The 26,830-nt window shown below is 34.0% G+C and carries 24 protein-coding genes and 3 pseudogenes; 6 read left to right on the plus strand and 21 right to left on the minus strand.

Annotated elements, in window-relative coordinates; genetic code table 11:
- The first annotated feature begins 163 nt into the window (after window positions 1-163).
- The 6 genes from gyrB to EGI05_RS12460 all read left to right on the plus strand — a co-directional run bounded on the left by gyrB (window position 164) and on the right by EGI05_RS12460 (window position 8,326).
- Window positions 164-2,098 carry a DNA topoisomerase (ATP-hydrolyzing) subunit B gene (gyrB, locus tag EGI05_RS12435; RefSeq protein ID WP_123263334.1) on the plus strand — a complete coding sequence of 645 codons (1,935 nt, stop codon included), beginning with the start codon at window positions 164-166 and terminating at the stop codon, window positions 2,096-2,098.
- A gap of 115 nt (window positions 2,099-2,213) precedes the next feature.
- Window positions 2,214-4,106 (plus strand): DUF3857 domain-containing protein, encoded by a 1,893-nt coding sequence (locus EGI05_RS12440; RefSeq protein ID WP_123263335.1) that lies wholly within the window; start codon window positions 2,214-2,216, stop codon window positions 4,104-4,106.
- A gap of 2 nt (window positions 4,107-4,108) precedes the next feature.
- Window positions 4,109-6,040, plus strand: a complete 1,932-nt coding sequence (locus EGI05_RS12445; RefSeq protein ID WP_123263336.1) for a transglutaminase domain-containing protein — start codon at window positions 4,109-4,111, stop codon at window positions 6,038-6,040.
- 66 nt (window positions 6,041-6,106) lie between these two features.
- A complete protein-coding gene (locus EGI05_RS12450; RefSeq protein ID WP_123263337.1) occupies window positions 6,107-6,532 on the plus strand; it encodes a DUF5684 domain-containing protein in 426 nt (141 codons plus the stop codon).
- A 73-nt stretch (window positions 6,533-6,605) separates the two neighbouring features.
- Entirely contained in the window at window positions 6,606-7,430 is an 825-nt protein-coding gene (locus tag EGI05_RS12455; protein WP_123263338.1) for an RsiV family protein, read from the plus strand.
- Window positions 7,431-7,474: 44 nt separating this feature from the next.
- Entirely contained in the window at window positions 7,475-8,326 is an 852-nt protein-coding gene (locus EGI05_RS12460) for a diacylglycerol/lipid kinase family protein (protein ID WP_123263339.1), read from the plus strand.
- 6 nt (window positions 8,327-8,332) lie between these two features.
- Here EGI05_RS12460 and EGI05_RS12465 read toward each other — a convergent pair whose 3' ends face one another.
- From EGI05_RS12465 to EGI05_RS12555, 21 genes and pseudogenes are all read right to left on the minus strand, one after another.
- Entirely contained in the window at window positions 8,333-8,779 is a 447-nt protein-coding gene (locus EGI05_RS12465) for a GNAT family N-acetyltransferase (RefSeq protein ID WP_123263340.1), read from the minus strand.
- A 45-nt stretch (window positions 8,780-8,824) separates the two neighbouring features.
- Window positions 8,825-10,105 carry a dicarboxylate/amino acid:cation symporter gene (locus EGI05_RS12470; RefSeq protein ID WP_123263341.1) on the minus strand — a complete coding sequence of 427 codons (1,281 nt, stop codon included), beginning with the start codon at window positions 10,103-10,105 and terminating at the stop codon, window positions 8,825-8,827.
- Between the two features lie 354 nt (window positions 10,106-10,459).
- Complete coding sequence (locus tag EGI05_RS12475) at window positions 10,460-10,822, minus strand: hypothetical protein (RefSeq protein WP_134197409.1); 363 nt, start codon at window positions 10,820-10,822, stop codon at window positions 10,460-10,462.
- A 22-nt stretch (window positions 10,823-10,844) separates the two neighbouring features.
- A pseudogene (locus EGI05_RS12480) lies at window positions 10,845-11,285 on the minus strand (hypothetical protein); the annotation flags it as partial.
- Window positions 11,286-11,371: 86 nt separating this feature from the next.
- Window positions 11,372-11,593, minus strand: coding sequence for a hypothetical protein (locus tag EGI05_RS17905; protein WP_134197407.1), 222 nt, complete (start codon window positions 11,591-11,593; stop codon window positions 11,372-11,374).
- Between the two features lie 121 nt (window positions 11,594-11,714).
- Window positions 11,715-12,098, minus strand: coding sequence for a lipoprotein N-acyltransferase Lnb domain-containing protein (locus EGI05_RS18235; RefSeq protein ID WP_394337984.1), 384 nt, complete (start codon window positions 12,096-12,098; stop codon window positions 11,715-11,717).
- Window positions 12,099-12,380: 282 nt separating this feature from the next.
- Window positions 12,381-12,612, minus strand: a pseudogene (locus EGI05_RS18240) (RHS repeat-associated core domain-containing protein); the annotation flags it as partial.
- Between the two features lie 465 nt (window positions 12,613-13,077).
- A complete protein-coding gene (locus tag EGI05_RS12495) occupies window positions 13,078-13,431 on the minus strand; it encodes a hypothetical protein (RefSeq protein ID WP_123263344.1) in 354 nt (117 codons plus the stop codon).
- 235 nt (window positions 13,432-13,666) lie between these two features.
- A complete protein-coding gene (locus EGI05_RS12500; RefSeq protein WP_123263345.1) occupies window positions 13,667-14,026 on the minus strand; it encodes a hypothetical protein in 360 nt (119 codons plus the stop codon).
- Window positions 14,023-14,259, minus strand: a complete 237-nt coding sequence (locus tag EGI05_RS12505; protein WP_123263346.1) for an RHS repeat domain-containing protein — start codon at window positions 14,257-14,259, stop codon at window positions 14,023-14,025. The genes EGI05_RS12500 and EGI05_RS12505 overlap by 4 nt, the downstream gene beginning before the upstream one ends.
- Before the next feature lie 102 nt (window positions 14,260-14,361).
- Window positions 14,362-14,817: a hypothetical protein gene (locus tag EGI05_RS12510; RefSeq protein ID WP_123263347.1), complete on the minus strand. Its 456-nt coding sequence runs from the start codon at window positions 14,815-14,817 to the stop codon at window positions 14,362-14,364.
- The gene (locus EGI05_RS18125; protein WP_123263348.1) at window positions 14,804-15,802 is read right to left on the minus strand and encodes an RHS repeat-associated core domain-containing protein; all 999 of its coding nucleotides are present in this window, start codon (window positions 15,800-15,802) and stop codon (window positions 14,804-14,806) included. Before EGI05_RS18125 ends, EGI05_RS12510 begins: the two co-directional genes overlap by 14 nt.
- 138 nt (window positions 15,803-15,940) lie before the next feature.
- Window positions 15,941-16,372 carry a hypothetical protein gene (locus EGI05_RS12520; protein WP_123263349.1) on the minus strand — a complete coding sequence of 144 codons (432 nt, stop codon included), beginning with the start codon at window positions 16,370-16,372 and terminating at the stop codon, window positions 15,941-15,943.
- A gap of 46 nt (window positions 16,373-16,418) precedes the next feature.
- Window positions 16,419-17,237 carry an RHS repeat-associated core domain-containing protein gene (locus EGI05_RS12525; protein ID WP_123263350.1) on the minus strand — a complete coding sequence of 273 codons (819 nt, stop codon included), beginning with the start codon at window positions 17,235-17,237 and terminating at the stop codon, window positions 16,419-16,421.
- A gap of 40 nt (window positions 17,238-17,277) precedes the next feature.
- Complete coding sequence (locus EGI05_RS12530) at window positions 17,278-17,817, minus strand: hypothetical protein (protein WP_123263351.1); 540 nt, start codon at window positions 17,815-17,817, stop codon at window positions 17,278-17,280.
- 11 nt (window positions 17,818-17,828) lie between these two features.
- Window positions 17,829-17,984, minus strand: coding sequence for a hypothetical protein (locus EGI05_RS18015; protein WP_166668331.1), 156 nt, complete (start codon window positions 17,982-17,984; stop codon window positions 17,829-17,831).
- Between the two features lie 507 nt (window positions 17,985-18,491).
- Window positions 18,492-18,688: pseudogene (locus EGI05_RS12535) on the minus strand (RHS repeat domain-containing protein); the annotation flags it as partial.
- Between the two features lie 76 nt (window positions 18,689-18,764).
- Complete coding sequence (locus EGI05_RS12540; protein WP_134197405.1) at window positions 18,765-19,070, minus strand: hypothetical protein; 306 nt, start codon at window positions 19,068-19,070, stop codon at window positions 18,765-18,767.
- A gap of 76 nt (window positions 19,071-19,146) precedes the next feature.
- Complete coding sequence (locus EGI05_RS12545) at window positions 19,147-22,659, minus strand: DUF6443 domain-containing protein (RefSeq protein WP_123263354.1); 3,513 nt, start codon at window positions 22,657-22,659, stop codon at window positions 19,147-19,149.
- A 10-nt stretch (window positions 22,660-22,669) separates the two neighbouring features.
- Entirely contained in the window at window positions 22,670-26,197 is a 3,528-nt protein-coding gene (locus tag EGI05_RS12550; RefSeq protein ID WP_134197403.1) for a hypothetical protein, read from the minus strand.
- Between the two features lie 6 nt (window positions 26,198-26,203).
- Window positions 26,204-26,830, minus strand: a 627-nt coding sequence (locus tag EGI05_RS12555; RefSeq protein WP_148042566.1) for a T9SS type A sorting domain-containing protein, incomplete at its 5' end; no start/stop codon positions are given.

The following is a 26,830-nucleotide window of genomic DNA, read 5'->3' on the forward strand; positions in this document are numbered from 1 at the left end:
TACAACAGCTATGATTTGTGAAATTCCATATAACTTTGATTTTTTTGAATGGATTTTGTGTGGATAAATCAACTTTTTTTTGACATATTTTAACTTTCATACCTCGAAAAAAATCACGATATTTGTAAGTCTTTGCATTAGGCAAAGATTTTTAATATTTAATATGAGTCAGAAACAATATACAGCTAGTAGTATTCAGGCATTGGAAGGAATGGAGCACGTTCGTATGCGTCCTTCAATGTACATTGGTGATGTAGGAGTAAGAGGTCTTCACCATTTGGTTTATGAAGTAGTAGATAACTCTATTGACGAGGCGTTAGCAGGTTACTGCGACACTATTTTTGTCAGCATTAAAGAAGGAAACGGAATCGAGGTTAGTGATAACGGTAGAGGTATTCCGGTAGATTTCCACGAAAAAGAACAAAAATCTGCTCTTGAGGTTGTAATGACGAAAATTGGAGCCGGAGGTAAGTTCGATAAAGATTCTTATAAAGTTTCCGGTGGTCTTCACGGAGTTGGGGTATCGTGTGTGAACGCACTTTCTAACGAAATGATCACTACTGTATATAGAGACGGAAATATTTATCAACAGATTTATTCCAGAGGAAAGGCTCAGACAGGAGTAGAAGAGATAGGTCACAGCGACAAAAGAGGAACAAAGCAGTTCTTCCAGCCGGATGATACTATTTTTACTGAACTGGTTTATAATTATGATACTTTAGCAAGCCGTTTAAGAGAGCTTTCTTATCTTAATAAAGGAATTACTATTACCCTTACCGACGAAAGAGAAAAACTGGAAGACGGTTCTTTCAGAACAGAAGTTTTCCATTCTGAAGGGGGATTAAAGGAATTTGTTGCCTATATCGATGGAAACCGTGAATCTATCATGGAACACGTTATTTTCATGGAAGGAGAAAGAGATGATATTCCTGTGGAAGTGGCAATGCGTTACAATACGTCTTTTAATGAAAACCTTCACTCGTATGTTAATAACATCAATACTCATGAAGGAGGGACTCACTTGGCTGGTTTCAGACGTGCTTTAACAAGAACGCTAAAGAAATATGCCGATGATTTGGGTATTCCGCAAAAAGAAAAAGTAGAAATTACAGGGGATGACTTCCGTGAAGGTTTAACAGCTGTAGTTTCCGTAAAAGTAATGGAGCCTCAGTTTGAAGGACAGACTAAAACAAAATTAGGTAACTCAGAAGTTTCCGGTGCGGTAGATAAGATCGTAGGGGAAATGTTGAGTAACTTCCTGGAAGAAAATCCTAATGAAGCTAAGCTGATCGTTCAGAAAGTTGTTTTGGCTGCAAAAGCAAGACAAGCGGCTAAGAAAGCCCGTGAAATGGTTCAGAGAAAATCACCGATGGGTGGTTCAGGCCTTCCGGGAAAACTTTCAGACTGTTCCTCAAAAGATCCTGCAGAATCGGAAATTTTCCTTGTAGAGGGAGATTCCGCGGGTGGAACTGCAAAGCAGGGTAGAGACAGACATTTTCAGGCTATTTTACCTTTAAGAGGTAAGATTTTGAACGTAGAGAAGTCTATGCTTCATAAAGTATATGATAATGAAGAAATCAGAAATATCTATACTGCGCTTGGCGTTTCCGTAGGAACGGAGGAAGATAGCAAAGCTTTGAACTTAAGTAAATTAAGATATCATAAAATCGTGATCATGACCGATGCCGATATTGATGGTTCCCACATTTCTACGCTGATCCTTACATTCTTCTTCAGATATATGAAAGAGCTTATTGAGAACGGATACATCTATATCGCTCAGCCACCTTTATATTTATTGAAGAGAGGAAATAAAAAAATATATGCTTACAACGAGAAAGAGCGTGAAGAGTTTACCTTAGAAATGTCTCCGGATGGGAAAGGTGTTGAAGTACAGCGTTATAAAGGTCTTGGGGAAATGAACCCTGAGCAGCTGTGGGAAACAACTCTTAACCCTGAGCATAGAATTTTAAAGCAGGTAACAATTGACAATGCTGTGGAAGCAGACAGTATCTTCTCCATGCTAATGGGAGATGAGGTTCCGCCAAGAAGAGAATTTATCGAGAAGAATGCAAAATATGCTAAGATCGATGCGTAATTCTTAAACAATATAATATTTTAAAAAGACTTCAGTAATGAGGTCTTTTTTTATTTTTTTAATAAAATTTTAACATTTATTAAGATTTTATTATTTTTGGGAAATTTTTATAACCATGATGAAAATCTTAATTATGGGAGCTCTGTCTTTAGCTTCACTGCATTATGCTCAAAGTTATCCCGTATCTGCCATTCCTGAAAATTTAAAGAAAAATGCCGATATAGTCGTAAGAAAAGATTTTACGACAGTACAGATCAATAAGATTGATGAAATAAAATACCAAAATACTACCGTTACCACAGTCTTGAATAAAGACGGAGATTCTAAAGCGGTAGCCTATATTCCTTACGAGAAAGGGGATAATATCTCAGATGTTAAGGTAAATGTGTACGATGAGTCCGGTAAAAAGCTTAAAAGTTTTTCAAAGTCTGATTTTGGTGATTTTGCTAATAATCAGCAAGGAACATTTTATTCTGACAGTAGGGTTTTAATTCTTTCCTATACCCCTATCCAATATCCCTATACTATTGAATTTTCTTATCAGATTACTGATGAAAATACAGTATTTATCCCTGATTTTATGCCTTTCTCTGATACTAACATTTCGTTAGAGGAAAGCCAGTTTAAAATTATTAATAAAACAGGGATTGAACTGCGTACCAAAACCTATCCTTCACAATATAATTATACTTCGGTTGCAGAAAACGATAATGGAGTGGAGAAAACGTATTCCTATAAAAATGTTCCGGCCATAGATGATATTGCTTTACTCCCGGATGTTGTTAAAATACTTCCGAAAGTAAGTTTTTCTCTGACAAAGTTTAATCTTGAAGGAAAACAAGGAACGATCAACACCTGGAAAGACTTCGGTTCCTGGTATTATAATAGTATTTTGCAGCCGGTATCTGTGTCTACACCTGCCATTAAAGCTGAAGTTGCCGCTCTCAACCTGCAAGGATCCACTGAAGAAAAAGTAAAAAAGATCTTTCAGTATATGCAGTCGAAAACAAGATACATCTTTGTGGCTTTAGGGATTGGAGGATGGCAGCCAATGTTGCCTGATGAAGTTCAGAAAAAAGGATATGGTGACTGTAAAGGTTTAAGCAACTATATGAAAACTTTGCTGGATGAAGCGGGAATTCCTTCTTATTACTGTAAAGTATATTCCGATTCCTCACCGGTTTCATTCGATCCTGATTTCCCCAAAATGGGTGGAAACCATATTATTCTGATGGTTCCTACGGAAAAAGGAAATATCTGGCTTGAAAATACCTCTCAGCAGATTGCATTTAATCATTTAGGGTACACTACTACCGACAGGAATGTACTTCTGGTTAAAAAAGATGGAATAGAAGTCATCAATACACCTGTGTATACAGCTGAACAGAATAAAGAGAAACAAAACCTTACTGTTAAACTGAATGAAGATAACAGCATTTCGGGACAGGGGGGATTTGAATATACAGGGAGCCAATATGATTTTAGCCTGAGATATTCGGCTTTATCTCCAAAAGAAAGAAATGAAGTTTTGAAAAATCAATTGGACATCCTGAACTTCGAAAAGGTAGAGATGAAAGACTTTGTGAATGACAGAGATCATGCGGTTTCCAAATATAACATTGATTTTAAGGCAAACAATTATTCTAAAAATGCCGGAAATAGTATGATCTTCAGAGCGGTTCCGATTTTTTCAAACAATATTTATAAAACAGACGAAAACAGAGAATTGCCGTTTGAAATAGGGCAGTCTTTTGAAGATGAATACCAGATCAGATTTGAAATTCCTAAAAATTATAAAGTGGAAGAAATTCCGGATAATATTACGATCAACTCTGAATTTGGCTCTTACCAATTAAGTGTTGTAAAAGATGGTGAAAACCTGAAAGTGAGCAGAACCGTAAGAGTAAATAAAGGAATATATCCTAAAGAAAAATATAATGATTACGTGAGTTTCAGAAAGAAAATGAATGGTATGGATAACTCGAAAATTTTAATTACAAAAATCTAAGCATGAGAAAAAAGTTATTATTAGTCCTTTTTGCAGTCAGTTGCATTTTTATGGAAGCTCAAAAACATGAGTTTCTTGATCCGCCGAAATTTAATGATGCGGATCTTTCCAAAACAAAATCAGCTTTAGATGAGAATGCTCCTGCAGAAATTCTATATAGATCATTACATTTCATAATAGATGGTACTACAGGGAATTTACACAAAAAATATTTTTACAGAGTAAAAATATACAACAAGGATAAAGCAGAAGACTGGTTGAATCTTGAAATTTCATTGTATCAGAACGGAAGTGATCAGGAAATATTGAATAAGGTCAAAGCCTTTACCTATAATTCGGAAAACGGAAGTTCAGTTCAGACTAAAGTTGAAAAAAACTCGAAATATAAAAGCAAGGAAAATAAAAATATCACGATTACCAAATTCGCTTTTCCAAATGTGAAGGATGGTTCTATTCTTGAATATGAATATGAAATCATATCACCATTTCTTTATGCCATTCCTGAAATTCTGATAGAAACAGATACTCCGTCATTGTATACCGAATATGTGTTGGATAGTCCTATTAATATTTCATATAATTTGAACTACACTGGATCATTGGCTCCCAAGTACAGAGAAGTAGAAGAAAAATACCTGTTCGGTTCTCAATACAGAACTTACAGATTCGGGTATGAAAATGTGAAAAATTTCAAAACGGAGAAATTTGTCAAAAACGACAGAAACTACAGAACCAAGATCAGCGCTGAATTGAATTCTACTAACTTCAGAGAATTGAAGTTATATTCTTGGTCTTGGGAACAGATCAAAGAGAGATTGTATGAAAATGAAGACTTCGGGGGAGAGTTAAAGAAAACCAGATTAGCAAAAGAAAATATGCCTCCTGGAATTTCCGAATTAAAAAGTGATGAAGAAAAGGCCAACGCCATTCTGGCTTATGTACAGAAAAACTTTACCTGGAATAAGGATCGAGGAGTATATGTAGAAGATGGGATTAAAAAACTTTTAGAAACCAAATTAGGAAATGCTTCCGAAATCAATCTTTTTCTGGTAATGCTTTTCAGAGAAGCCGGACTAAAAGCAAATCCGCTTCTTATTTCTACAGTTGATAACGGATTAATTAACTTAAGCTCGCCGAATATTTCCAATATGAACTTTGTAATTGCTGCAATAGAAACCAAGGAGGGATTCACTTTATTTGATGCTACATCCAAACAGTCTTCAGCCAATGAGCTGCCTCCAAGAGACTGGAACCAGTACGGAATTCTTATTGCAAAAGAGAAAGTGAAGCAAATTCAAATGATCAATGCAAAACCTAGTTTTACCTATCTTACTGTTAATGCGAAAATTAATGAAGATGGTTCGGTTTCCGGAAGCTATTCAGATAAGGACACAGGGTCTTTTGCAATGTATAACAAGGAATATTATGATGATAATGCGGAGAAGTACAAGAGGCAGTATAAAGAAAACTTTACGATAGATTTTGCAGATATCAATTCTAAAGTACACGATAATGGAGATTTTGAAAGCACAATGAAATTTGATTCCGAAAATATGATAGATAGAATAGGGAAGAAAATGATCATCAATCCAATGCTTTTCTTAAATAAAAACTCCAACGAGTTCGATCAGACTGAGGAAAGAAAATATACCATCGATTTTATTTCTCCATTTACAAGAGTGAAAAAGATAATGCTTCAACTACCGGATGGATACACTATTGAAGAATTACCGAAAAATAAAAAAATCACTACAGATGACAAGGAGATCGCTTATAGCTATTTGGTAGAACAAAAAGGAAACGTATTAGAGATTACTTCAACAACTACTGTGGCAAGCAGCGATTATCCTAAAGAATATTACCCCGCCTTCAAACAAATATGGGGAGTAGCATCAAAAAGTGAAAATCAGGTCATAAGTTTAATTAAAAAATAACTAGGAAAAGCTTCTAATTTTAGAAGCTTTTTTTATATATTTGATCGAACCATAAAAACTATTAATATGCTAACTCTATTACAAGCAGGTGCTTACGACGACAGTATGGATGCCGCTTCAGGTGCTGCCGCAGCCGGAATCGGAATTGGAATGATGATTTTTTATCTGATATTATTTCTATTCTATGGCTATTGCATGTATAAAATTTTCCAAAAAGCAGGACGTGAAGATGCATGGGCCGGTTTTATTCCGATTTATAATACTATTGTTCTATTGGATATTGTTAAAAAGCCGATATGGTGGATTATCTTATTCTTCATTCCTTTGGTAAATTTATACGCAGCATGGGTGGTGAATGACAGGCTTGCTAAAGGCTTCAATAAAGAAACTCCATTGTATACCATCCTCTTATTTTTCTTAGGATTTATTTTTCTTCCGGTATTAGCCTTTGGGAATGATACCTATGATAAGAACAGGATACCAAACGATTAAAAAAAAGTAAAAAAAAATTAAAAAACCATTCAGAAATGAATGGTTTTTGCATTCATATGGGAAATCAAAAATTATGAAAAATACTATTGCTGTTCTGGCACTCTCTTCTTTTTTCGTTTTTACTGCCTGCAAAAAAAATGAAGTTAAAAATGATCAGGTAAAAGCAGAAACCAAAACTCCTCAAACATTTACAACAGATTCTGTTACCATCAATGATTCTATAAAGATCAGTGATTCCTTAACATTAAAATATACTTCGAAATTATTGTTATTTCCCACGATACAAGATAAAAAGCTATTGGATAGTATCTATTTTAATAATAAAGGGATCAAAGATTATTCAAAAGAAGGTTTGAAAGCATATCTGGAACAGGAGAAAAACAATTATTATAACTCCATTAAAAATGACAGTAAAGACTGGATGTCCGGAATGACCTATTCTCAGCAATGGTATACCAGTTCAGCCATGAATCTGAAATCCAATAGTAATGACTACCTGCATATAGAATACGTTGGAAGTGCCTATGAAGGTGGTGCTCATGACAATTACGGATTTTCTGAAAGGGTTTTTGACCTTAAAGACAATAAAAAAGTAGAATTGAAAGATATTACATCCATGCCGAAAGAAAAGCTTGAAGCATTATTAATGAAAAATATCAATACTATCCATAGTGGAACTACCGGCTCCGAAGGCGAGATCAAAAATTCTGAAATGCTTTTGGTAGAGGTTATTCCTGCTACAAACAATTTCTATTTTGATGATAAGAACCTTTACTTTCACTACAGTCCTTACGAAATTGCGGCATTTGCAGCAGGAGATATCGTAATTCCTATTTCATGGGAAGAGTTAAAAGGTACATTGAACCCGAAATTTAAAGAAAGAATGAAAATTAAATAACAATAATGCTTCCGGAATAGGAAGCATTTTTTATTTTTGTGACAATGGAAAAAGTAGCCTTCATTATCAATCCTTTTTCAGCTAAAAAGAATTATCAGCCTTTTCTTAATGAGCTTAAGAAAAAAGTGAGTAATCCTCTATATTATATTTCTGAATCTATTGAGGGAACCGATGCATTTATTCAGGAAAATTTCAATCAAGTGAAGATCTTTGTAGCTATAGGAGGGGACGGGACTATTTCCACTGTAGCAAGAAATCTTATCAATACGGATAAAATCTTAGGAATTTTTCCCGCTGGTTCAGGAAACGGTTTTTCCAATGAGACTCAGTTCAGTAAAAATCTGGATGAGCTGTTAGGGAAAATAAAAGCAGGAAACTCCAGGAAAATAGATACTTTCACAGTGAATGACAGACTTTCTATTAATGTTTCCGGAACGGGATTCGATGGGAAAGTGGTTAAAGAGTTTGAAAAAACTGACAGGGGATTCAAAAACTACATCAAGGTTTCGCTTAAAACGTTTTTCAATTATAAACCGATAAAGGTTAAATTCTTTGATGAGGCTTACCAGAAGTATAATGGGAAATATCTGATGCTTAATATTGCCAATACACGCCAGTTTGGAAACAACGCTTATATTGCTCCTAAAGCTAGCAAAAGTGATGGGAAAGTAGATATTGTATTGGTGAAAAAATTTCCTTTGACCTATTCTCCGCTTTTTGCCTTCAGAATGTTTACAAAAAGATTAAAAGACGATGAATATGTGACGTATCTCTCCGTTTCTGACATTGAGTTTAAAGTCAACACCAAAAACTGGCACCTTGACGGGGAATTCAATAAAATAAAATCTCCGATCCACGTAAAGGTACAGCCTTCAAGTCTTGCTATTTTGATTTAACAATTATCATGGGGAGTAAACATTTTTGTTGTAAAGCTCCATCCATTTGGATGGCTCTGCAATATCAGTCCAGCCAAACTGGCGGTAAAGTCCGTGAGCATCGCCGGTAAGTAAAATCCATCTTCGCAATCCCTGCAGATCGGGATGAGCCATAATCGTTTCGATTAACCATTTGGAAAGTCCGATTCCTCTATATTCTTCCAGAATGTAAACATCTCCTAAATAAGCAATCGTTGAAAAATCAGAGATGATTTTTGCAAAACCTATTTGCTTTTCGTCGATATAAACCCCAAAGCATAGTGAATTTTGAATAGTAGTCTGTACCTTATCTTTAGGAATATTCAAAGCCCAATATGCTTTTGTTGACAAAAACTGATGAATGGAATCTATATCGAGTTTTGCTTTATCTGTGGAAAGACAAAATTTGCCTTTGTATAAAGTAATGTCGGTCATATGCTTTTTAATAAATTATTTAAATTAATATGATTTGGCTCTCACTTAAACTTCCAGTTTCTTTTCAATTTCATTAGGATGATCTAAGCAATAGTGCAGTTGTTTTTTATCCAGTTGCTTTTCCCAGTTGGCTACTACAACCGTTGCTACAGAATTACCAATAACATTGGTTAAAGCTCTGCATTCACTCATAAATTTATCAATTCCTAAAATTAAGGTCATTCCGGCAATAGGAATTTCAGGAACAACCGCTAATGTTGCAGCCAAAGTAACAAAACCGGCACCCGTAACTCCTGCTGCTCCTTTAGAACTCAGCATCGCTACAAGAAGAAGCATGATCTGCTTATCAATAGGAAGATGAATATTCAATGCTTGAGCGATAAACAATGAAGCAAGGGTCATATAAATATTAGTTCCATCCAGATTGAAAGAGTAGCCTGTAGGAACTACTAAGCCCACAATCGCCTTGGAACAACCTGCTTTTTCCAGTTTCTCCATGATCCCGGGAAGTGCTGACTCAGATGAACTGGTTCCTAATACGAGAAGAAGCTCTTCTTTAAGGTAATACATCAATTTGAAAACATTAAAGCCGTTATACCATGCTACGGCTCCCAAAATCAAAACAATGAACAAGATAGAAGTAATGTAAAAGGTACCAACGAGAAAGATCAGGTTCAACACAGAATGCAGTCCATATTTCCCAATGGTGAAAGCCATAGCTCCGAACGCACCAATAGGAGCCAGCTTCATTAGCATATGTACGATTTTAAAGACCGGCGTAGATAGATTCTGTAAAAACTCCGTAACCTTATGACTTTTTTCTTTCGTTAACACTAGGGCAACCCCCATTAAAATAGCCACAAGCAGTACTTGTAAAATATTTTCTCCCACTAAAGGGCTGAACAAGGTTTCAGGAATAATATTCATGATGAATCCTGTAAGAGTAGATTCATGGGCTTTTTGCTGATATTCAGAAACATCTCCTGAAAGTGTGGCAGGATTAATATTCAGTCCCGCTCCCGGCTGTAAAATATTTCCAACGACTAACCCAATGATCAATGCAAGCGTAGAAAAAGTAAAGAAGTATATCATTGCTTTTACTGCAATTCTTCCTACTTTTTTCAGATCTGTCATATGGGCGATCCCCAATGTTAGGGTAATGAAGATCACCGGGGCAATGATCATTTTTACGAGCTTGATAAAACCATCTCCCAGTGGTTTCATTTTTTCTCCTATTTCAGGATAGAATCTGCCTAATAATATCCCTGCAATAATGGCAATGATCACCTGGAAATAAAGCTGCTGGTAGAATTTTTTTGCTTTCAAAGGAGAATATTTACGTTTAAGGATGAAAAATAAGAAAATTACTTAGAAAACAGGTTATGAAGGAGGGAAAAGTTTCGGCGGGATGGAAGTTCTGATAATAGTATTATAGAGGTTTTATAGATAACGCTGCCATTCCATTGATATGACCGTCCGTGACTACAAAGCCAAAAAACATATTTGTAATTCGTTATATAATAAAAAGGGTTTTATTCTAATTATTCTAAAATCTTTAATCAACAAAATAATACAGCTCCATAAAAATACAAAAACCACCGCATAACGCAGTGGCTTATTTTTGTCCTCCACATGATAAAATAGTAGAGGAGATTACAAAGCCAAGAGATAGGGATTTTATCAATCTTCTGATCTATAAAAATTTAATACTTCTCCAGTATTTTTATTAATATTAATATATATCTTACAGTATCTGCAATTATAACTTTTTACAACAATGTGCCAAACTTTATTATCTGCAATCGAGCTAATCTGATACGGTTTAACTTTCTCAGGATCTAATAGCTCTTTTTTTATAAGAATATCAGTGTATTTGATTGCAGTTTCTTCATCGGATATAATATCTGTGCCATAACGATATGTAATCTTACAAGGTAATTGATCTATTCCTCTATTCTTATCTTTACACTTCACATCTTTATTCTGTTGTGCTACAACAAACAAAGGAAGGAAGAATAGAATTATTAAAACTTTCTTAAACATTGCTAATATTTTTTTAGGTTGTTCAGGATATAAGTTTAAGTACCTCAAAAATCCCCAAAGCTTTTGTAGCTTTTGCATCTCCGGCAAAAGATGTAAATGAACCATCCTGATCATTCCATTTTCCCATCCCTCTTGCTCCAGAAGGTAATTCATCTGTATCCATTAATTGTGGATCAGGCTTATCCGGTCTAAGAGTGTAAGAAGACATATAGTTTGGAAGCGGATCTGTTGTATAAACATCATATTGAGTCATTCCTGTAGAAATAATCATTCCTCTATCTTGTCGCAATTCCAATCCTTCTAATTCTCTTCCAAGTCCCATTTTATTTTCCTGAAAAGCATACGTAGAATTATATGCATATTTCTCAGCTAGTGGATCAATATTAAAGAACCTTCCCACATCGGGCATGTAATTTCGCCACTTAAATGAATAAAATCCAGTCTCCTGTAATTCTTGTCCTTGGTACTTGTAATTCTATATATCCGCTCAACTTTCTGCAAACTTCCTACTCCGGGTTTTTTCGTGCGAGGCTTTCCTATGACACAAACTTATATGCTTTTTTTTCTATTAAAAATTAATTTAAAGAATTCTATAAATAATAAAATAACAGCAATATATAAGTATTTTATATAGAGATTATTTTGTTTTTCTACAATATTATATTCACTATTAATCCATTTCTTTAATTCTGTTTTAGCTAGATTTAAATCTTTTATATTATTTGTTTCCGCTATAAAATCTTCATGATTAATTTCAGTTAGTTTAGGCATAGTATTAATTCTAAACACTGTTAAATCTATAATTAAGAACAATATCAATATGAAAGAGATATAAGTAAGTATTTTAATTAGTTTCATTTTCTTAAAATTATAATTATAAAATATGTGAATTCTATTCGTTTTCATCATAAAGCTTTCTACCTAAAGGTGCAGAACGATTGATATTAATTAGAGGTCTCTGTCTAATAAAACTGCCTATAGCATTTGATTCCTTCATTTTTGTATCTAATCTTCCGGGTCTAGCAACATCTACAGAACTAATTCCACTTTTTTGCAATAAAGAACACACGTTTGTTGTACAGTTGTTTGATTGAAGACTATAATTTTCAGGATTCTTTTTAAGTTCATTTGCTCTATCATTAACTGCTGATACTAAATTCTCTTTTTGCTCATTAGTGGTTTTAAAGAAAAATACATTAGAATTAGGATATTTGTCACTAAATTTACTAGTAGACTTGGTGTCCATAACTAAGGGAGTAAACCACCATTCAGTCATCTCAAATTGTCTCGAATTATTCTCATCGGTAGGATAAAAACTGAATACTTTACCGTCATATCCCAATCCAGAATGACCAACAGCACCTTCTATTTCAGTGTAAACTGACACAATGGAATAATTAGGATTTTTATCTTCTTGTAAATATTCTGTTTTGCCATTTATTTCTGTTGTATGAGAGTAAGAGTCTTTAGAAACAACATTAAAATACCTATCCTCATTATCATTTAAATTAACACCAACCAATTGACCGTTCTTAAATATATAATCATTAATAGGTTCTCGTCCATCAGGATCAATAAATCTTATAGGATTATTAAATGTATAGTTATATGGACTATGTCTTGTCATCTTCTCCGCAAGCGGATCCACAACACCCCATCTTCCCAGATCCGGCATATAGAATCTTGCTCCGTAATCATACATTCCACTTTCCTGAAGTTTCCTTTCCATTGTACTTATATTTATATGCCGGATTGCCTGCAAACTGGTTATATCCTTCATGCTTCAATCTTACTCCAATTATATTATCGTATTCTTTTTTACTAACATAGAAAACTTTATTTTTTTTTGCTAAAGAAGATGTATGAGAAAAATCTATAATTGCATTATTAATTACATTTTCCAAAGATCCTTTTTGAGCCATTTCTTTTTTCCACCCTGAACAATTCATGCAAAGAAAAGTTAAACTTAATATTGAAAAGTATTTTTTCATTTATTAATCAATTACTGGTTGGTATAATTAATTTTTTGTACACTATAAGGGTAGGAGCTTCACCTGTTAAAATAATAAATTTATAAAAAATCTGTTTTAAATTTTTCTTGTGATTTTTAAAATCTAATGCAGAAAGATTCTCATAGAATCTCTTGAATCCTGCAATTAGGTGCACGTGAAAATCTGTGTTTTTTAAAGATATTTTTGATAAAAACAAAGGTATTATAAAATCAGAACTCCACAATTGTAGAGTTCTGATTCTTTTTATTTCTTAAACTGTATATTATTACATTTATTCTTTTCATACCAACTTATCCAACCTTTTCTGTCTTCTTTATATACAACTATTGGATAAGAACGAGCATAATTCAACATACTCTCTGTAGATACATGAGAATATTTTGAAATAAATAGCAATGATTTTTTAAATCTTTTGTTCTGCGATTTCTCCACTAGACTATCGATAACTCCAATATGGAAAAAATATTCTTTCTTAAAATCTAAATTTTCTAAGCATTCTGCATTATTTGTAGTAATATTATTATTCTGTTTAGAATTTGAAACAGAGCAATTTATTAATACTAATGTCAATATCAAACTATAAATTATTTTTTTCATACTATGGTAATTTCGTTTTCTTAACTTCTGTACCTCTACTACTTGGAAACCACAAAACTTGTTGGTTTTTTATCCTTAATGCTCTAGTTCAAAAGGGAGTAGTTGTTCCCTTCAATGATCTCTACTTTTGAACCATTATTGGTTTTATACTTCTGACAAATATTATAATAAAAGCCACCAAATAGTGGCTATTTTATTATCTCATTTAATAGTTATTGCTTCTTTTTTAGATAAATTATTTTTTTATATATATTCCATTTGTATTGTTTAAATAACGTGGTATAGCTTTAGGATTGTCGCCACTTTTCCACAATATTCTTTTTCCGACTCTAAAAGTTAAATTCTCATAAAAATTAGGCATTGGCAATAATTCAAATAAGTATTCTTTATTTTTTTTAATTTTTTTATAGTCGCATCTTCTTTCCAATTTTTCCATTTTGGATATAAGAATTATAGTGTCTCTATTGTTAATTCCTTTTATTATATAAGAATTATCTTCTCTTTCTATGTTGATAACTTTTATCCTTTTCGTTTCAATTTGTTGGGCAGATAATAAGTTACCTATTATAATTAGTAGTATTGTTATTACTTTCATCTTTGTAAATTATTTATTAATATTTCCGGGTTCATAGTTTTGTACATCATCGGGTCTACGTTGAAAAATCGTCCAATCTCAGGCATATAATTTCTCCATTTGAAACTATACCACCCAGTTTCATTTTGTAATTCCTGTCCTTGGTATTTGTATTTATATGCCGGATTGCCTGCAAGCTGGTTATATCCCTCATGCTTCAGCCCAAAAGGATAGTAATTGTTTTCTTCAATGATCTCTGCTCCTGAATCACTCTTTGCATGACTTAGTCTTACTTTATTAAATGATTGGAAAAATTATAAATTATACCTTTTTTTCCTTATGTGAAAGAGCTAAAGTTAGTGGATTTTATTCGTTATAATGGGTGTGAATTTTGTCATTTTGCAATTTAGAGTATCAATTTCATAATATCCTATCTCTTTTTTATTCCCAGGAATAGGTTCTCTTTTATTAAAATAAATTTTTCGATTTAGAAGTTTATAACAATTTGAAAAACTATTATCTGTAAACAAAAAAATTGTATCTCTGTCAATTATCTGACAACCTTTAAAGTTTGAAGCAGGCAATACTTCTTTGTACTTTACTATCTCACAAACATTTTTGCCTTCATCTGTAAACAAACTGACAATATACACACCTGATTGTTTTGAAAAATTTGTCTCATTTTTTATTTTCTCTATAATATTATCATGAAGAGATATTTCTCTGAAAGAGATTTTTTCTTTACAAGAAAGAAATAATAAAAAAATTATAATATAATATTTACACATACTTAAATATTTATCTGTGAACATTTTCTTGTCTCTGATTTGGAAACCAAAATCTTTGATCATTATAATAGATTATATTAGGATGCTTTTGAGTTGGTATAAAAATCCAAGCATTATTAGGCATTATGTCTTTATTATTTTCAAAAGTTTTTCTATCCCCACGATCAGAGTTAATGGTTCCATTTCGGTTAAATCCTGAAGGCCAATTATTTTCATAAGTTGAAGACTCTTTCATAAGAGTATTCATTGGATGATTATGTCCACTTTCCAACCAAGTATATCCTTCATTTTCCACAAGATTTGCAGTAACGCCATGATCAGTAGCATCTTCTGCACGGTGTTGTGAACGAATTAAATAAAGAGTAGTGTCTCCAAATATTCCATCCTTTGATAACTTATCATAAGTCCACTCCTTACTAGTATTTGCCGCTAAAAAATAAAAATAATTTTTAATTTGTTTAGAGGAAATATTAGGATTCTCTAAAGTTATATTTGTTTCTGTTGGATAGTACCCTCTATATGGAGCCCATTCAACATTTTGCTTAAAGTTTTCAGTAAATTCCTTATTAACTTTAATTGATTTTGTTCCACTTTCATTATAATACCGATCAAATTTATCGGATGTATGTCTAATAAGTTCTCTTCTGCCATCTTTATATATTCGATAGTCATGTTGTGGCTCTCTTCCATCAGGATCAATAAAACGAATAGGATTATCAAAAGCATAGGTATATGGAGACCAGCTTGGCATTTTCTCCGCCAGTGGATCCACAACACCCCATCTTCCAATATCCGGCATATACATTCTGGCCCCATAATCATACATCCCACTTTCCTGCAATTCCTTACCATTGTACTTGTAGTTTTTAAAACTAGCAGTACCAAAGTAAGCCTGTTCTTCTTCAGCATTTCTAATAAAACTCATTCCAAAAGGATAATAGTCATTATTATCCACTACTTCAGGATGATTATAACCATTATTCTGGTAGCTTACCCTTACATTACCCAAATGATCTTTATACTGGTAAATATACTCTTTTCCTAAAATTAGGATGCTGAAACCAGCATCCTAATTAATATAAGAAATATATGCTTTTTGTCCTAAAAAGGTAGCAACTCCACCAGCGCAAATTGCGAGGTGTTTTATTTATTCCCAATCTAAAAAATTTTCTACAACAGAAGAATTGAAAATTTTATCATATCCTATCTGCTCATAAAATATGAAAGTAATGATTAATGGTTTTTGTAGATGATTTGGATTACTATTCTTAATTTGATATTGAACATATTTCATTTTAGTTCCTACATAAATAGTATCTTTCACTTTTATATTTTTCTTTAAATTAACATAAGAATTAATTTTTTTATAGTTTTTATGTAAAAAATGAACTTGCATATGAATACTACCATAAGCATCATGACCATCCTTAATTAGATCTGCACACTGATTTGTACTATTTTTTTCCACCGCACCCAAAAAACTTGTCACTGTTCGTTTTATTTTTCTTTCAGCCGAAGCTTGGGTATTACAAGATGTTAATGTAATGCTAAGCAATACTACTAATGTCCATATTCTCATTGTCCTACGTTTTGTAATTTTTCTTGTTGTTGTCTTGCTGCTTCATTTAGCTCTGTTCTTTTTTTAACTTCCGGCTATTGTAGATTATAATTCCGTTTTTTCTCATAATGGAGTTTGCTGTATTAACAATATTGGTTTTTGAGTTTAGAAAAACAACAGAATTGTTCCTTTTATCAATATCTTTAGGCAACGAACCATTAAATATATAATTGGTAATTTCTGTTTGAGTTTTAGTATCTAATTTTAAATTAGCTTTATTAACAACATCTTGAGCAGTTATCATATCTTTAAACTGATCAGTTAATTTCCCCATATAATTGACCGCTTTTACATTTTCACTAGTCTTCTCCATTCCTTCTACACCATCTATTCCTGTTTTTATAAGTTTAAGTACCTCAAAAATCCCCAAAGCTTTTGTAGCTTTTGCATCTCCGGCAAAAGATGTAAATGAACCATCCTGATCATTCCATTTTCCCATCCCTCTTGCTCCAGAAGGTAATTCATCTGTATCCATTAATTGTGGATCAGGCTTATCCGGTCTAAGAGTGTAAGAAGACATATAGTTTGGAAGCGGATCTGTTGTATAAACATCATATTGAGTCATTCCTGTAGAAATAATCATTCCTCTATCTTGTCGCAATTCCAATCCTTCTAATTCTCTTCCAAGTCCCATTTTATTTTCCTGGAAAGCATATGTTGAATTATACGGATATTTTTCTGCAAGAGGATCTATGTTAAAGAACCTCCCCACATCAGGCATATAATTTCTCCATTTAAAACTATACCAACCAGTTTCTTGTAATTCTTGACCTTGGTACTTGTATTGATAACAACCCTCGCAAAGGGCGAGGGTTCTTTTTTCTATCTGTTACGAATTTACAAACTTCGCAGAGTGGGTTTTGTTTTTACAGATTTGTATTAAATGTTTTTGCACTCTGAATAAATGTTTGAAGATTTTCAGTTTTTATATTATAAAGCAATATTTTGTATTTGCCATTTGTGTATAATTTCGATACACGTCCATTATGTGCTTTATAGAGATGATTCTCATTATAATTTCTTTCTTCCCAATATTCATTTAAACTTAAAGCATCGTGATAATTAATATCTTTTAATTCCCAATTTCCAGACTCCTTTACTTCATTTTTATATGGAACATAGATATAAATGATTTGCTTGTTATCATATTCAAAAATGAAATCATGTCCCTTCATGCTCCAATTAATAATTTTTTTAGGAATATTTATTTTAAAATGAGTATTGTAAAAAAACTGTTTATCAGCTATTCCATTTACATTATTGTAATAATGAAAAAGATTGTTTTCTTCATTATATTGTAGGAGAAAACCAGATGATTTTACATTGTTATTTTTATCAGAATCTATATAGGATTTGCAAGAAGTACAAAGTAATAATACTGCTGTTAATATAATAATGTTCTTCATATTAATTTAATTTATTTGTTAACTTTTTGCATCGCATTTATAAAACTCTTAACAGGAACAGTAATTGGCTTTCCTTTGTCATCAGAAATACTTCCAGATGTATTATAAAAACCTACCGTAGGAATGTAAGAAACAGGAGGAGTTCCTCCAATTTGTCCAGATGGCAATGATCCTACTTGTTGTTCAAAGCCTATAACTAAAGCGGGTTGTGTAAATCCAGTATTGTTTTTAGGATCTGTATCTTTACCTGGACCCGTAGACGGTGATGGAGTACCTATTCCTGTAACATTGCCATCACTATCATATTCTAAAGGATGTAAATGAACATCTGAAGCTACTATATCTCCTTGTGCTTTTAAATCCTTTTTTGCTTCAGCCCACTCTTTTGAACCAACTTGTCCTGTCGTGAGACCTGTTACAATTTTAGAAGACTTTCCTCCTTGTCCTAAATAAAATCCCTGTTCAGTCCCTGTTTTATCTTTTAGCCCAAAATCAGCAACTAAACTTATTTTAGATAAATCTTCATTAGATAGTTGATTTATAACATGTCCTTTACTTATAGCTGCGTCAGCATCAGATTCCTTTTTACTAGTAGTTAAAACTATTTTCTTGTCCGTTTTACCATCTTCAACATGTTTTGTAAGTTGTCCTTTTAAATTATAATAGTCAGTAAGAGGACTTCTTCCATCTGGATCAATAAATCTTAAGGATTATTAAATGCGTAATTATATGGACTATGTATTGTCATCTTCTCAGCTAATGGATCTACAACACCCCATCTTCCCACATCCGGCATATAGAATCTTACACCGTAGTCGTACATTCCAAACTCTTGCAATTCCTTGCCATTGTACTTGTATTGATACAAAGAGCTTCCTACAACTGATTGCATATTTCAAGAAATTTACTATTAGAGCTTCCAAAATATAATGACTCTAAATTAACTTTTATTTTACATTCATATAAGTTTTAAAAACAATTAATTTCTTTGCATATTTTCCTTTCTCTTCGTATGTTTTATATCCTTCTTTTTGTAAAATGACATATACATATGCGCTTTTTCTCAAAATAGTATTATAATATCCTTGATCATTAGTTATTAATTCTATTTTATCATTCCCCAGATACTCATCATAATTTATATGTCCGTTATCACTTTTATATCTTTCATTAATTATTGTAACTTTTACATTATTTAATGGTAAGGAATTATTAGAATCAAAAACATGTCCTTCAACCTTTACATTTTCCACGTCCTGATTAGAACGATAAAACATAAAAAAATAGGTGATAATTAATGTTATTATAATAAAAATTATGATTATAGTTTTAATTATTATTCGCTTCATTTAATCTTTTATTTATTGCTGTTTGAATATTGTACTTAGCTTTTGTTTGGATATTTCCATGATTTAAATTTTTCCCTGTAAGCTTTATGTTGATTACTTTTGCTTTCCCTTCGGATGTATGTGGATATCCTCTTGAGCCTGGAGAATTAGAAGAACCATCCGAAGAATTTTTTTCAGAACTGTTAGGATCATCGGAATTTATTGAAGTAATCTTAGATGAATTTCCAGAGGCTTGAGTTTGGTAAAAATTGTAAGTCGTATCAACATTATCTGAAACCGAAGTATCTACTGTTGTTCCTCTTAATGGTCCATCCGAACTATCTACTATTATCATTGTATTGATTGGTATATTAGGAACTTCCTCTGCTAGATTTACTGCATTATCCCCTCCATAACTATAGCCATACAAAAGTACTATATCACCTTCTCTATAGTTTTTCTCTAAAAATTCTTTACCACTTTTAACCCCTTCTCCTTGGGTTAATCCTGGTGATATAACTGCTCCTTTAAAATCCATTCCTAATGATCTAGCATAAGAAGCTGTTACATTATATCTAGTACCTGCCCCACCAGTATTTTTTGTATCTCTTCTTATTTTTCCATCTCCATCAGGTCCTCCATGATAAAATACAGCCAAAACCCTGGGTTTGGGTCCTCCAGGAAGGTCAGGTTCTTTGCCGTCTGGATCTATGTACATTAGAGGATTATCAAAAGCATAATTATACGGACTATGTCTTGTCATCTTCTCCGCAAGCGGATCCACAACACCCCATCTTCCCAGATCCGGCATATACATTCTTGCTCCGTAATCATACATTCCGTTTTCCTGAAGCTCTTTTCCATTGTACTTGTAGTTTTTAAAGCTAGCAGTACCAAAGTAAGCTTCCTCCTCCGCATTTCTTATAAAGCTTAGCCCAAACGGGTAGTAATCATTACTGTCTACAATCTTTATATTCTCACCATCTTTATGGTAACTTAATCTCACATTACCAAGATGATCTTTATACTGGTAAATATACTTATTATTTTCAAAATCATAAAATCCTTCGGCAGTGGGGAAAAATTTCAAAGTGGGAAATGGATGCCCTTGAAGAATCTCGGTAATAAAAGCTTCCTGCTCATAGGCATGATCAAGAGCACTGCTAGTCATTGGATTTGCATCTTGTGTAGTTAAATAATGAAACCCATCAAGGTATTCTGTTATAGCAAGAGATGCAACATTGTCAATTGCTAAGTGAACAGCTTTCCGAAGTTTAGTGCCATCTGCCCTGTAGAGATACAATAATTTATTATTGCCATCATTAATTGTAAATGCATCAGGAAGATTAAGATAATTATAGCCTATCTCGTTGATCATTTTATCATACATATTGACCATATTGCCATTACTGTCATAGTCAATGTTATTTCCTCCGCCTTCATAACCTGTGGGATTTGTACTTATGTCATTAACTGAAACAAGCTTGTTGCCTTCATAAGCATACTCTAAATCATCAATCTGCTCATAATTATTGCTATAAAAGGAAGGGGCATTTCTCAATAAATTGGTAATGTTTCCATTCAAGTCATAACTCAATGTTTCATTATAGTAATTATTGATAGGTATGGAAGCATTTGGGTGTGAAAACACAGCATTTGTTAAGCGGTTAAGCTTATCATAAGTATAATTGTATCTGCTTAAAGTGTTTCCCATTTCACTTACAAACTCACCATTTTTTTTCCAATCAATCTCAGCAATATTTCCATTGTATTTAGCTGGTGAAATTGAAGTATTAATAGGATTATTATACCGAATTTCATATCCAAAGAGCTTTCCGTCTAAATTCGCAGGATCATTGATCTTGGCCATCCAACCCCTGATGTTGTAAGCATAATCTATGCTTTGAAGTGGAGTAGCAGTATTCGTTCCCCCTACTTTTTTATTGGAAAGTTGGGATAGTTCATCGTAAGTATTCTGAGTAAGGATTTCTTCCGTGTTATTATCAACTTTATGTTTATGTACTAAAAGCCTGTTCTGGTTATCATACGTAAAAGTTTCGATAATTACTTTTTCGGTATCTGTACTCAGCCTTTTGTGATAGGTTTTGGTCTGTAATGGCACTCCTGCAAAATCCAGGTCGGATTCTGTTCTGGTATAGCCTCCCAAATGGTTGATAGAGTGTGAGCCGATAGCTCTTCCTTTCAGATCATAGTAATTATAATTCTTCGTCCAGTTATTATCTTCAATATTCTTTACTAACGTCATTACGGGAAGACTTTTAGTACTTTTTCCTACTGTTGCGGGATTATCCGTTAAAGTCTGTTTTCCGTAAATAGTGCTTGGAAAAGAGGGGTTGAAGCTGTAAGCAGGGTAGGTGTCATAATAATTGACAGATAAAACCGTTTCAAATTCGTAGAACAGATTATTGGTGTAGTACACCTGCATCCCATTTTTTGTAAATCCTGTTGCATCCCTCGATTCTACAATAGCGAGTGTACCTGCCTGAGATTGCATACTTCCTCTATTACCTCCAAGCATAATTCCCGTATAAACAGGTCTTCCAAACTTGTCATATTTCGTGAACAACCATTTTCCCTGGGCACGTAAATTGGCATCCTGGGTCATGATAAGTCGGTCAGCTTTATCATACACCATATATTCCCAACCTTTCCCAGGGAGCTTCTTTTCCACTAATCTGTTTCTACCATCATATTTGTACTGATAACAAAGGTTATCCAGTGTGGTCTGATTGATAGCCGTTACAGAAGCCAATGGCGGAATGACATAGGACAGCTGGTTATATTCATTATAAACGTAATAGGTATCTGTATTTTGGGTAGAACTTAATTCTTTTCTGACCAAAATAAGCTGTCCTTCTTCGTTTTTGAATTCTATGGTTTTGTTCCCGTCTTCATCAATCACCGTATTCTTATACAGGATATTGGCTGCATAGTTTTGAGACTGTTGAAGAGAGACATTATAGATCTTGTTAGTAGCATCCCAAGTGGTTGTGGTAATGTAGTTTTTCACCTGATCCGCATTGCTGTTGAGGTCATATTGCAGATTAACGGGTTTATTGCTCCACGCGTTTCCCACCTGAATCTGCTGCAGAGGTCTGTCTAATGGAGAGCTTTCCAATACTTTTTCGGAATAGATCTTTTCGCTTCCGTAAATAGCCGTGGCATTTCCTAGCGGGGAAGGATAAACAGCCCCATTTTGCGTACCCGATTGTGGAACGGGAAGGTAATCCTTGACTTGTCTTCCATATGGATCATATTCAATATAACTTACTACGTCTTTTCCCTGAGGAGTCGCTTTAACGTTTACTGCCTGCTTAGGCCTTCCCAAACCGTCCAGGTATTGTACGGTCTGCATTTGTTTTGCTGTAGCACTGGTTGATGTTACAGGCTCAAGATAAACCCTGGTCTGGACATAATTTTCTGTAGAAGTTGCCTGTGCATGAGCTAATCCTGCTACAAACAATAGGCTGATCGGGATAATTGCTTTTTTCATGATTTGTATTTTATTGTTTGTAGTTGTATTTGAATTCTTTTACTATTTTACCTTCTTCATCCATCAGCTTCTCTAATCTGTTAGCATTGTCATACTGATACGTTTCCGTGATTCCGGATGGCGGGATCATGGTGGTAACACCAATCAGTGGATTATGGGTAAGTGTAGTTACCTGGTAATTCTGAAGGGCAGAATGGTTTCTGAAGTTATTCAATGCCGTCACTAAAGCTCCTTCTGTGGAAGGATCATTACCATCAGTATCAGACGCTGAAACAATGGCAGAGATCAATCCTAAATTTTCCAGATCAGCATAAGTAATACCTTCTACTTTGGCAATCGGTTGAGTCTTCTGATACCCCCAGACAATAGATACAGGAATGCCTTCTTTGGTCGTGTACTGCAACAGGTTACCTAGTGCATCATATTTATTGAAGGTAACAGTGGTTTCCAATGTCTGAGCACCTACAGCAGACTGTATCTCTTTCGGAAGATAAGATACGTTGGCTCCCCAGTTGTTGTCATAAATAATCTTTTTGCTGTCTACTAAAGTATTGTTCTTATAACTTTCGATTTTTTCAATCTCGGCAATTCTGTTTTGGGAATAAGCAGAGTTTCCTGTGTGGTAATAATATAATGTTTTTAGGATTCCGCCGTCTGCTTTATTCACTGTATGAGAACTGATCCTTTTGTTGACCGTATTATATTCAAATGCTTCATTTCTTTGAATGACTTTCTGGGTACTACCTTCATAGAAATAGCTCTTTGATGTGGTATTCGTAAGCTGTGTCCATCCAAATGTTTCAAAAACAGGCACAGGAATAAACTTAGGGGTATTAAGATCCAATGGCAATCCACCCCAGAAAGATCTCGGAGAAGAATAAGCTTCACTACACTCCATACATGAAATTCCATCGTTGAGAGCAAATTTATATAAAGCATATGTTTTAGGATAGCTTGCATTGCTTCCGTTATATACTTCTGCAGGCTTCGTAAATTTAACTCCGGTATATTCTTCGTAATTGATATAGTTATACTGGTTTTCCGTTTCGGATAATTTTCTGGAAGTATTATCATACACTATCGAACGGATCAGGTTTCCTCTTTTATAATCATAATTTTTAGGCTGTACAAAAGGAGGACCCGCTGGATATTCTATATTAGGAAAGTCTATAGGAGAGGTGTATTCAAAAGTGGTTTTTCCTTTTCCTGTTCCGGTACCGTCTTCTACTGTTACAAATTTATAACCTACAGCTGCTCCCTGAGTTTTAAACAGGGGAATATTATTTTCGGTAGTGATAACATCATAAGTGTTGGAATAGGTATCAATCTGGTTGTCACCATCATAACAGGTGGTCGTCCAGCCATAAGGTTTGAATTTAAATTTAGCATTAAAACCCTGGGTATATTTAAATAATGGCTCTGGATCTGCCAAAGCTCCACTGCTGGTGGTAGTTCCCTCAAAATTATAGGTGTATTTTTTTTCTTTGGCCGGAGGAACAGGATTCAACTGTAAGTTTTTATAAAAATCTGCCGGAGCATTATAATCAAAATAGCCGATTCTTCTGATTCTGTTTCCGCCACCATATAGAAAATTATTGGCTGTACCTTCATTATAATATTCTACTCCCATAGTATCCGTTCCATTATAATTAAGATCAAAATTCTGCCACCAGATACGATATCCTTTATTTTTCTGCAGAATAACATGGAAACAGCATCCTGAATTCCCGGAAGAGCAATTGAGATTCTGTACTTTCTCCCACTGGGAGGTGGTTGTATTATACACCTGCAATACAAACGAACGGGTATCAACACCCGGATCGCCGGATAAAGTAATGCTTGGCGTAAAAACGCCTTTTCTGTCCGATGTAGAAGTAGGCAATAATAGGGTGGTATTGCTATTATTGAAGCTTAAGCCATCTGTAGACTGATAAGTATAATCTTTACTTTTGCTAAAATCAGTCACCTGCTGATCTCCTACATAAGAATATCTGTTGGCTTCAAAATCAAAAACAACGCTTCCTCCTGTAGGATATTTAATTTTTTGTAATATATCTGTGGTAGAAAATGAAGGCGTTACTTTTCTTCTGTATTCGGAAGAAGCATTGGAATCACAAGCATCCGTCAGATTAAAATATCCCCATGCATCTTTACTGACTACTTTTCCGGCAGTACTATTATCTTCATAGGTCAATTGGTAGCTGCCAATCAATTGATTATTTTTATCCAGCTCATCTACTTTGCTTAAAAACATTCTTTCATCCAGTGTTGTCTTATAATTTTGGGTGAAGCTGTATTTTTTAATAAGATGATCATCCCAATCGGATAAAGAAACTGATTTAAGATAAGATGCATTTTCAGGCAGCATCAAATTGCTATCCTGTCTTCCCTGTATATATTCAAATTTGATTAATGCATTATTGGTTACTTTAATCGTTTTCAATTTCTTTGTTTTCACCAACGTGGAAGATCTGGTAACTGTTGTTATTGGTGGAAAATCATCACAGGGGTTATAGGTGTCGTAAATATAGGAGAGACTTTGACCCAGATCACCAAACTCTGTTATTCTTTTTGTTACATTGGTAAAACCTTCCTTGATCTCATTTTCATTGTATTCGTAGGTGATCAAAGTAATATTATTGGGACTGATTACTTTTGAAAGATGGAAAGAACTGTTGAACTCCCGATCTGTATATAAGTTATCAAATGAAACCAATTGTCCGTTCCTGTAGTAAGAATTTAATGTTCCTCCATAATTATTGGAGACTTCTATGACATCAAAAACATATTGATACCCCAAGTCGTCATAAATGGTAAATCCTGTAGGCTTTAAAGTATTGGCATCATACTGATTAATGATTTTAACCGTATAACTATCCAACGGCACTATTTCCAGATTTCCCGAACTGTTTTTCCTGATATAAAATCTCCCTGTTCTTCCGAAAAAATTGAACTGCCATATATCCTGTTCCGTGTCATATTTTTCAGAACGATTAGCTGTCCATATGTATTCATTCCCGGTTTCCTGATCCGCTGCCGATAAATTGGTTTGATAATAATCTTTGGTACTATTCAGAATATTGTTTGAAAAATAATAGAAGTTATTAATATGATTGGCAGTAGTGGTCTGGTGAACTCCTACTTTTCCCGGTTTATTTCCTGACGCTAATACCAATTCTTCATCCGGATATCCTTTTACAGTTCTGGATACGGTTCCTCCTGCAAATAAATTCCATCCTAAACCCACGTCACTGGCAATTTCATCAGCAGCAACACTGGAAGTATGATATTTTAAAGCAATATTGACATTAATGTCTTTAGAATTACTTGCTACGCTAAAAAGAGGCAGAGAAATATCCGGAACTCCTGTATAATTGCTCACCGGAACTTCTTCAAATTTCATCAAAGATGCTACTGTAGGAGAAGGTGGGATCATTTGTGGCAAGTCGGTTTTAATAGTAGGAGCATCTTGTCCCTTAAGATTGCTATTGATGGCCATAATGCCTAACATGGCTACCAGTATATAATTTTTCTTCATCTTAGTTTATTTCTTAATGATTTTAGCACTTGCGTTTTTGTTTGTATCTGTTTTAATGGTGACAAGGTAAGCTCCCTGAATGAGTGGTTGGGTATTGATCTTCGTTACCTTATTCTTGGTCTTGGTTTGTTGTAGTAGCTTACCACTCATATCATACAGCAAAATATCCGCTTCCTTAAACTCATATCCGATCTCTACATAGGTGTAATCCGATACAGGATTTGGATAGACTCTGATATCCTGCTTCTCGATCAACTGATCGATCTGTCCGTCTCCCAGTTTCACTATCTTCCAGTTCTCCTTTCCTAATTCCTCTGCACTGGTTCCTGCCAGTATAATGGAACCGTCTCTGTTAAGCTTAATATCTGATAACCTTTCTTCCTTCTTTCTGGATTCTCCTTTCACATGCTTTCTCCACTGTTCTTTCCCTTCCTGGTCCAGATACAGCATCCAGAACGTCTCATCATCATTCTCTATTCTTCCTTCTGCCTGGGTATAACCTCCTAATAATATTCCTTTGGTTGAAAGTGCTGAATTGTCTTCCGATACAGAATTAATCACACTCATTCCCATCAAGACATCCCTGTTCTTAAAGTTGTAGGATTTCTGCCACAATTCTTCTCCTCTTTCATT

The organism is Chryseobacterium daecheongense, assembly GCF_003729955.1.
Lineage (GTDB): Bacteria > Bacteroidota > Bacteroidia > Flavobacteriales > Weeksellaceae > Chryseobacterium > Chryseobacterium daecheongense.

What these genes read in the sequence shown, in the direction of transcription:
- gyrB (WP_123263334.1), top strand. Translation starts at nt 164, where the DNA reads ATGAGTCAGAAACAATATACAGCTAGTAGTATTCAGGCATTGGAAGGA.
- EGI05_RS12440 (WP_123263335.1), top strand. Translation starts at nt 2,214, where the DNA reads ATGATGAAAATCTTAATTATGGGAGCTCTGTCTTTAGCTTCACTGCAT.
- EGI05_RS12445 (WP_123263336.1), top strand. Translation starts at nt 4,109, where the DNA reads ATGAGAAAAAAGTTATTATTAGTCCTTTTTGCAGTCAGTTGCATTTTT.
- EGI05_RS12450 (WP_123263337.1), top strand. Translation starts at nt 6,107, where the DNA reads ATGCTAACTCTATTACAAGCAGGTGCTTACGACGACAGTATGGATGCC.
- EGI05_RS12455 (WP_123263338.1), top strand. Translation starts at nt 6,606, where the DNA reads ATGAAAAATACTATTGCTGTTCTGGCACTCTCTTCTTTTTTCGTTTTT.
- EGI05_RS12460 (WP_123263339.1), top strand. Translation starts at nt 7,475, where the DNA reads ATGGAAAAAGTAGCCTTCATTATCAATCCTTTTTCAGCTAAAAAGAAT.
- EGI05_RS12465 (WP_123263340.1), bottom strand. Translation starts at nt 8,779, where the DNA reads ATGACCGACATTACTTTATACAAAGGCAAATTTTGTCTTTCCACAGAT.
- EGI05_RS12475 (WP_134197409.1), bottom strand. Translation starts at nt 10,822, where the DNA reads ATGTTTAAGAAAGTTTTAATAATTCTATTCTTCCTTCCTTTGTTTGTT.
- EGI05_RS17905 (WP_134197407.1), bottom strand. Translation starts at nt 11,593, where the DNA reads ATGCCTAAACTAACTGAAATTAATCATGAAGATTTTATAGCGGAAACA.
- EGI05_RS18235 (WP_394337984.1), bottom strand. Translation starts at nt 12,098, where the DNA reads ATGACTGAATGGTGGTTTACTCCCTTAGTTATGGACACCAAGTCTACT.
- EGI05_RS12495 (WP_123263344.1), bottom strand. Translation starts at nt 13,431, where the DNA reads ATGAAAAAAATAATTTATAGTTTGATATTGACATTAGTATTAATAAAT.
- EGI05_RS12500 (WP_123263345.1), bottom strand. Translation starts at nt 14,026, where the DNA reads ATGAAAGTAATAACAATACTACTAATTATAATAGGTAACTTATTATCT.
- EGI05_RS12510 (WP_123263347.1), bottom strand. Translation starts at nt 14,817, where the DNA reads ATGTTCACAGATAAATATTTAAGTATGTGTAAATATTATATTATAATT.
- EGI05_RS12520 (WP_123263349.1), bottom strand. Translation starts at nt 16,372, where the DNA reads ATGAGAATATGGACATTAGTAGTATTGCTTAGCATTACATTAACATCT.
- EGI05_RS12530 (WP_123263351.1), bottom strand. Translation starts at nt 17,817, where the DNA reads ATGAAGAACATTATTATATTAACAGCAGTATTATTACTTTGTACTTCT.
- EGI05_RS12545 (WP_123263354.1), bottom strand. Translation starts at nt 22,659, where the DNA reads ATGAAAAAAGCAATTATCCCGATCAGCCTATTGTTTGTAGCAGGATTA.
- EGI05_RS12550 (WP_134197403.1), bottom strand. Translation starts at nt 26,197, where the DNA reads ATGAAGAAAAATTATATACTGGTAGCCATGTTAGGCATTATGGCCATC.